The sequence below is a fragment of the Staphylococcus sp. GDY8P72P genome (genome assembly GCF_016890655.1).
Classification (GTDB): Bacteria; Bacillota; Bacilli; order Staphylococcales; family Staphylococcaceae; genus Staphylococcus; species Staphylococcus arlettae.
This window is the reverse complement of sequence record NZ_JAFEQJ010000049.1, coordinates 1-6,999: the sequence shown is the minus strand read 5'-3', so window position 1 is coordinate 6,999 and position 6,999 is coordinate 1. Positions and strand designations below refer to the sequence as shown.

Here is a 6,999-nt window from a genome sequence, read left to right as displayed (position 1 = left end):
AGTTTAGGATACTATGTTTAAGACATCTCCACTTGGGTGGTTATGGCCAATAATCATACCCGTTGCGTTACTTAATATGGCTGTTTTAAATATTTCTCGAGGATGGATAACCGCAAAATTAATGGTTCCTATGAAGTCACGCATAATATCAGTAGCATCTTTTGATTCTTCAATACGTCTTTTTAAATACCAAAGTGTATCTTCTTTGATCATTTGGACTTTGACAATATCTATTCTTTTTCTACTCATTATGGATAACCTCTATACTTTCTATTAAGTCAGGGTGAACAATGGATGTGATAGAATCATCATTCATATAAATGGAATATAGCTCATCTAATTCTGAATTATTTTTTATGTTTGATGAAAAGGCGATAATGCCTTTAATAACATCTATGTGTGGTTGATGTATTAAATATTGGTATACTTCTTTCCATGTTTGATTCATTCTATTTAGTCTCCTTTAATGGTTTAATTGTCCATGCCTTTCTAGCGTATGGATTTAATGGATGCATGATTTCATTTGTTTGAGGGTTTGTTAATATATTGATTTTCTTACTGTGAGGTTTTAACATGTCTAATACATCATTCACTCGTTTTTCCACAAGGGATTTCTTTCCGTAGGAACCCCAAGCCAATAAAACACTATCGGCTTCTTTGACAGCTTTCATAATGTGAATATCCGTGTGCTTGTCATGGCTGTTTTCGATATGTTTTAAATTAATGGGGGTATCAATATTTGAAAAAAGATTTATAAAATTAACGCCACCATATTCATCTTTTTCAGCTACTTTATTGACAATAAGTTGTGTTGTAAGGTCAACATTAATAATGCCATCATAATGAGGGTACATCGTTATAATTGTGAGTACTTCTTTATCAATATTCCAAGTTTTTTTGAGAAGATAACGATGCATTTTATCCTCACTAAATATCGCTTCGGTTTCTAATACACTTTTGATTGATTTCATTTTTATCTAACTCCTTTATTTAATATTCTTCAGGTAACAACATGACGTAATAAGAAAGGTCTACATCATCTTCTCGGATAATGTAGACCTTATTAATATTGATAGCTTTTGAATAATTTGCCTTATGAATTTTTACGTACTCTGGACGTTCTTGCTTATGTTTGATGTATAATTGACTATTATGCATATTGAACTGGAAAATATGAAAGTAATCAATCTCTTCTAGTTCCTTGAATTGTTCGTTTTCGCGTTGCGCTACAAGTTTCCATAATTGTTGCTGTAACATTGCTGGCAAGTAATTGGCAATACCACGTGTAATATAACGTTCCATGCTCATTTCTCCTTTTCTATATCTTTCATTATTGTAATAACTTCCGTAATGACTGTGACGCTTATCTGAGCTATGTGTATCCATTTATTCATTATTATGATTCTCCTTTTCAAGTAAGTGTCTTTGATCTAGTAGTGGCATAACTGTGTTATGAAGATATAAGAAGTCCATATCGTTTGTTTCATCAATATAACCAATCGCAATGAGTTGTTTTTGATAGTAGAGGATAAAGGGGTATATATTCCTTTCATGAAGTTTGTCAGAGTAGTAAGTATACGTATGAAGGATTTTGTTGGTGAGTGGACCAAGTCTTACATATTGATCAGGAAGGATATTATCTGCCACTTCCTCGATAGATTCACATTCCCATTTTTCGTCTTTTGGTAGATTGAATAAGTTGATTATATAGTGCTTGAGTTGTTGATCCAATGTCATTGTTATGACCTCCTAATGTGTTTGATAGATGTATGCATGTGATACATCAATTTGATAATATAAGTTTGAAATAATGTTTGTTTCGTTTAGAAATCCCACTGAAATACAGAAAATATCCCAATCGAAAATCATCATAATTGTTGATATGACAAGGAAATCCCATTATCCCGCTTATTTCTCGGGAAATATAGCTATATATTTATATATGATTTGGATTTGTAGATGTCAGTACGACTTACTTTTTCTTTTTATATTATTTATTTATAAATAATAATGGGATTTCGGGATTACGCTTGCGTAATCCTTCTGTCACTTGAAGTTATCCAATCCCATTGCTATCCCGTTCATATTATATTTTGGGATGTTCTTTCGTCATACAATATAAGCTTCACATTGAGTTGTGACTTGTTAGTATGTTGAAAAGGTTCGTTAGATGGGTGTTATTGAATGACGAAAGGACAGTACATAGATATTAGATTTGAAAGTAGAGTGTTTGAGGCAAAAACAAAGACGAAGTGCTGAGGAGCACTTCGTCTAGATTATTATTATTGAAAAGTTGTTTAATAATTTCATTATTAAGTTTTAGTGTAACGTAGAATTGCTTTTTATGATTCTCATGTTTACGAATGTCAATACGGTCAATAACCGTTAGGTACAAAGCTTTGAGTTGTGATTTATCCATGGATTCTATATTTTGAAATATTCGTTGTAATAGGGCAGCGATTTGTTTCGTATCATAAGATGGTTTCTCTTGATTTTGTTGGTGCTTGAGTTGATTCATTTGATTTGTAATGTCATTGAGTTGTGTTTCATATTGATGAATGGTTGGTTTGAGTGCAGATGTTAAGTCTGGATTGTCTTCGATGGTTTGAATTAGATTTTTTAGTTTAGTGTTTATTTCATCAAATTGTTGTTGCTTATATGCGATATCATGGTTAAGTGCAGCCATATCAATTTGACTATCTTGATTAACACGTTCGACAACTTGTTTGAGAACTTTATCGCTTTTGACAATTTCAAGTATTTGATCCATAACGTATTTCTCAATCACCTCAGCTCTAACACTATTCGCAGAACATACTTTTGAGCCTTTGTTTCGAAAGTTACTACAAGAATAATAGCGTATTCGCTTCTTGGTACCATCTTTCAATGTGTTCGTTGTGTTACTAGCTGCCATTGGTGCACCACATTGTGGGCAGCGAATAATACCCGTTAATAGATTGGTTCCTTTTCCATGAACTTGAGGTTTTTGACTGACCTGTTTTTTGCGTGATTGGACTTTATCCCATAGTTCTTGACTAATGATAGGTGAATGCTTCCCGTCAGCTACTACAGGATTATCATTAAGTCCTTTACGTCGCTTTTCATTCCAATCTTTATATTTCGCAAATTGTATTTTACCAATGTAAAAAGGATTGGAAAGGATGTATGCTATAGCTGATGTACTGAATGGATTACCTTTCTTTGTTACATAACCTTTATGATTAAGTGCATTAGCAATTTTACGATATCCATGTCCTTTCGCATATGATTCAAAGATGTATTTAACGATATTGGCTTCATGTTGATTAATCATGAGTTCATGTTTATTATCTGGTATCTTACCATAGCCTAATGGCAAATTGCCTTGATAATAGCCTTCTTGAGCACGTCGGGTTTGTCCCATGAATACGTTCTCGACAATATTGTTTCTTTCAAATTCAGAAAAGCTTGCAAGTATTTGTAACATGAGCTTACCGCTACTCGTATTGACTTCCATACGTTCAGACAAACTGAAAAATTCGACATTTTGTTTATGTAAATCTTCGACAATTTTCAGTAAGTCTGATGTATTACGTGCTAGTCGGTTTGTTTTGTAGACCATAACAGAATCGATATGACCTTCGTTCGCATCTTTTAACAAACGTTGTAGTTCTGGTCGGTTCATAGATTTTCCAGAAATACCTCTATCTGCGTATACATCTACAACACCAAAGTTATTGAAATCACAATATTCTCGAATTTGATTGATTTGTCCATCGATACTATAGCCTTCAGTACTTTGGATTTCCGTTGATACACGAACATAGATACCGACACGTTTTTGTTTGAGTTGTTGCATGATTTTTTCATCCTTTCTTGTTAGACAATCGATGATTGCGAGGTTTGGTTCACAATGTTCAATGGTTCATTTTTGAAATAAATCCCAACAAGGGCTTTGTTTTTAGTAATGTGAATTTCATCAATATAGGGATGCAGCATGTTTAACGTGAAACTTTTCTGTATAACCTTTTGTAGTGATGCTTTTATCCGAATATCACTTATTGCTTGTATAGGCTTTTTCTGTAGGTTTATTGATTGAGATTGTTCTCTGAATGTTTCTACATCAATTGTTCCTTGTGCTAATTTTTCAATGAGCTTTTCATGAGTTAATGTGTTACTAGTATCATGCATCCTTTGTTTTTTGAGCTGTTTCTCAATAGCATGTTTGATTTTTGAATAGAGCTGTTGATTTTGAAAGAAGTTCTGACAAGTCGCTAAAACACTTGTTTCTAATTCTTGTGCGTTGATTCCTTTAAATTCACAAACAAAGCGAGCATTATTCATATTTTGCGGACAGACATAGTAACGCAATGAATGATCTGGTTTTCGGACAGTCATGTTTGTGAGTGTCGAATGACAATAGGGACATTTGATTTTTTGTTTGAGTTGATTTTCTGACGGCTTACGTTTTACTTGTTTCTGAGTTCGGGTAACTTGAGCTTTCTCATATATCGTTGTACTGACAATAGCTGGGAACATGTTTTCATATTGTCCGTATTGATTGATAACACGGCCACAGTAATTAGGGTTAAGGATAATATTACGTACTTGATAGGGCTTGCGATTAATGAATTTATCATCAGCTTCTAAGTATTGAGCAATTTTTTTATAACCATAACCTTGAAGGTAATAATTGAACACAGCTTTTACTGTTGGTGATTTTACTGTGTCTATCGTGAAAGTACCATTATGATAGTGATACCCAAAGGGTGCATGTGTTGTAATCAGTTTACCTTGTTTCGCTTTTTCTTTGATTCCATTTTTGACTTGTTCGCCTATATTATCAGATTCTAGTTCGGCCAAGCTGATGAAAATATTGAGTTTGAGCCGATCGAATGCTTTATCCATGTCGAAGTAGCCATCATGAACGCTTAAGATATGGACATGGTATTTTTGACACAATTTCATGAGTTTTAATGCATTTTTCAAATTACGATGAAGTCGATTTAGACGATAGCAACATAATACGTTACATTGTCCTTGTTGAATCAGTTCAGTAACTTGTTGATAACCATTTCGCTTATCAGTGCGTCCTGATTGCTTATCGCTATAAAAGGTAATGTGTTGAATACTGTGTTTTTCGGCTAGTGCTTTGATGGTCTGTTTCTGTGCTGCTAGAGATTGTTGTTTGAGTGTACTTTGACGTAAGTAACCAATTGCTTGTTTCATCTTATTTCCTCCTTCCAAAGTGATAATATATATTTATGAACGAATTTATAGATAAGCCCAACACCTGGCTGGTGTTGGGCGTTATTATTAGTCATCAGCGTGATTAATTTCTTCAATCACTAAATCAGCAAGTAATGTGATTAATTCGTCCATATTCTTCCTCCCAATTGACTTTGATAGTAGTAAAAGTGTTATACCAACTTTGGAAATATTGTAATGAATTCAATTTTTCGCTTTGAGCAGATTTGCTCCAACTCAGGATAATCTTCATAAATGCCCCAAAAGACGATACGTTTAGGTTTGACGTGCTTCAGTTTAATATCATTTATTAATTGGTTATCGTCGTTATAATCTTTTGTGATTTTATAACCATGTTCTTTACAATATGCTTTTACAGTATCAATAGGTTCGTCTAAGTAGACTTCTCTTTCATCTGTAATATTATGTGCTAATGCAACTACATTCATAGTTAATACCTCCGGTTGATTTAATGAGCTACAACGCATAGAGCGTTGTAGCGGTATAATATTCAAATTTATAGTTCTAAATCGTCACTTGCTTCTTTTTCTTTTGCTTGTTTAATAAAATTATTAAGCAAATCTGGATTTGTATTATTATCAAATTTCGATGGTGTGAAAGTTTCTGTATTGGAACTTAAGCCAAAAATAGGGGCAAGTTCTTTATCCAATTTAAGATGATAGAACACAATGGTCTTTGATTTACCTTGAGTATCTTTGACACTGCGTTTGGTTGTTTTTCGATTAGGGTCAGATTGAATATAGCCTTTATCTCGCAAAGCATTGATAACATTATTGACATCTTGGTATTGGTTTTCTTCTAACATATGTTTAAAAACATCTTTCAGTATTTTGACTTGAATATGATCATCTTTCAGTTCAATAAGCCCGTAATTTTCGATCATATTTGAGAGTTTATTGTCTTCCGAGAATTTTCCTCTATTTTGTGCCACAAATTGGGTGATAGTTTCGAGAGCTTTGGAAGACAGATCTCTTTCACTAACAGAATCTAAATGATAGTTAATGAGGTAGTCTCTAACTGCATTCAGATCGATAGGTGTCGCGATTACACGTTCTAATATTAGTGCTGAAGTCGTAATGGTGGCGTAGCGCTTGAACATGCGGATACCTGTATTGCTCGTTTCATTTTCTAGTTGCGTTTTGAACCATTGATGCTCAGTTCGGAACCATTGAATGACTTCTGCTTCACGATTAAGTAGGTACTCGGCGACTAATGGCATCACATGACCGTAATTAGCTGATGTTGCCTTTTTAATTGCATCGGCATTATCAGCACTTCTCGTAAAAGCTTCTGATATTTCAATGGTACGAACATTTAATCCATCATTACGTGCACTATTATTGAAAATACTATGTTCGGCTGTACTGATGACACTTGTTCCCCAATTTTTCAAGCTTTTAACACCACCATGTATATTAGCTCGTTGACGCCCTTGGCCTTCAGCAATAGAATAGAGCAAACCAGTTGTACTTTTAAATGTTGCAGCTGATAGTTCATCTAACACAATAGGTAAGCCAAAATTCTGACTCAAGTATCCTTCAAGTGCATTTCTCGTACCATTCCATGATCTAAACAGTGTATTGTTACCTTTGGTAGGGTTACCAGCTATTGATACTGCCAAAGCAGCCGCTGTGGATTTTCCGGTACTAGAATTCCCAGTAAATGAGAAAATAGTACCTGTGAATTCAACCTCATATTTTGATTTTAAGAAAGCAGTCACTAATGAAGAAGCACCAAATATCACAGCAAGCT

General features: G+C 34.0%; 9 protein-coding genes. All 9 read right to left on the bottom strand.

Annotation, left to right across the window (positions count from 1 at the left end; genetic code table 11):
• Window positions 1-3: 3 nt before the first annotated feature.
• Window positions 4-249: a JAB domain-containing protein gene (locus JVU85_RS13800; RefSeq protein ID WP_204171021.1), complete on the bottom strand. Its 246-nt coding sequence runs from the start codon at window positions 247-249 to the stop codon at window positions 4-6.
• Window positions 242-448 carry a hypothetical protein gene (locus tag JVU85_RS13795; protein ID WP_114604133.1) on the bottom strand — a complete coding sequence of 69 codons (207 nt, stop codon included), beginning with the start codon at window positions 446-448 and terminating at the stop codon, window positions 242-244. Before JVU85_RS13795 ends, JVU85_RS13800 begins: the two co-directional genes overlap by 8 nt.
• Before the next feature lies 1 nt (window position 449).
• Window positions 450-971, bottom strand: a complete 522-nt coding sequence (locus JVU85_RS13790) for a DUF1643 domain-containing protein (protein ID WP_204171020.1) — start codon at window positions 969-971, stop codon at window positions 450-452.
• Between the two features lie 19 nt (window positions 972-990).
• Window positions 991-1,302, bottom strand: coding sequence for a DUF960 family protein (locus JVU85_RS13785; protein ID WP_069855724.1), 312 nt, complete (start codon window positions 1,300-1,302; stop codon window positions 991-993).
• Between the two features lie 84 nt (window positions 1,303-1,386).
• Window positions 1,387-1,737, bottom strand: coding sequence for an SAUGI family uracil-DNA glycosylase inhibitor (locus JVU85_RS13780; protein WP_204171019.1), 351 nt, complete (start codon window positions 1,735-1,737; stop codon window positions 1,387-1,389).
• A 472-nt stretch (window positions 1,738-2,209) separates the two neighbouring features.
• A complete protein-coding gene (gene ccrB, locus JVU85_RS13775; RefSeq protein ID WP_204171018.1) occupies window positions 2,210-3,838 on the bottom strand; it encodes a cassette chromosome recombinase CcrB in 1,629 nt (542 codons plus the stop codon).
• A 20-nt stretch (window positions 3,839-3,858) separates the two neighbouring features.
• Complete coding sequence (ccrA, locus tag JVU85_RS13770; RefSeq protein ID WP_204171017.1) at window positions 3,859-5,208, bottom strand: cassette chromosome recombinase CcrA; 1,350 nt, start codon at window positions 5,206-5,208, stop codon at window positions 3,859-3,861.
• A gap of 191 nt (window positions 5,209-5,399) precedes the next feature.
• Window positions 5,400-5,675 carry a recombinase family protein gene (locus JVU85_RS13765; protein WP_044466491.1) on the bottom strand — a complete coding sequence of 92 codons (276 nt, stop codon included), beginning with the start codon at window positions 5,673-5,675 and terminating at the stop codon, window positions 5,400-5,402.
• Window positions 5,676-5,743: 68 nt separating this feature from the next.
• The coding region (gene cch1, locus JVU85_RS13760) for a cassette chromosome replicative helicase (protein WP_204172874.1) at window positions 5,744-6,999 on the bottom strand (1,256 nt) is incomplete at its 5' end.

Coding starts and splice junctions, on each gene's coding strand:
- JVU85_RS13790 (WP_204171020.1), bottom strand. CDS start 971: ATGAAATCAATCAAAAGTGTATTAGAAACCGAAGCGATATTTAGTGAG.
- JVU85_RS13800 (WP_204171021.1), bottom strand. CDS start 249: ATGAGTAGAAAAAGAATAGATATTGTCAAAGTCCAAATGATCAAAGAA.
- JVU85_RS13795 (WP_114604133.1), bottom strand. CDS start 448: ATGAATCAAACATGGAAAGAAGTATACCAATATTTAATACATCAACCA.
- JVU85_RS13765 (WP_044466491.1), bottom strand. CDS start 5,675: ATGAATGTAGTTGCATTAGCACATAATATTACAGATGAAAGAGAAGTC.
- ccrB (WP_204171018.1), bottom strand. CDS start 3,838: ATGCAACAACTCAAACAAAAACGTGTCGGTATCTATGTTCGTGTATCA.
- ccrA (WP_204171017.1), bottom strand. CDS start 5,208: ATGAAACAAGCAATTGGTTACTTACGTCAAAGTACACTCAAACAACAA.
- JVU85_RS13785 (WP_069855724.1), bottom strand. CDS start 1,302: ATGGAACGTTATATTACACGTGGTATTGCCAATTACTTGCCAGCAATG.
- JVU85_RS13780 (WP_204171019.1), bottom strand. CDS start 1,737: ATGACATTGGATCAACAACTCAAGCACTATATAATCAACTTATTCAAT.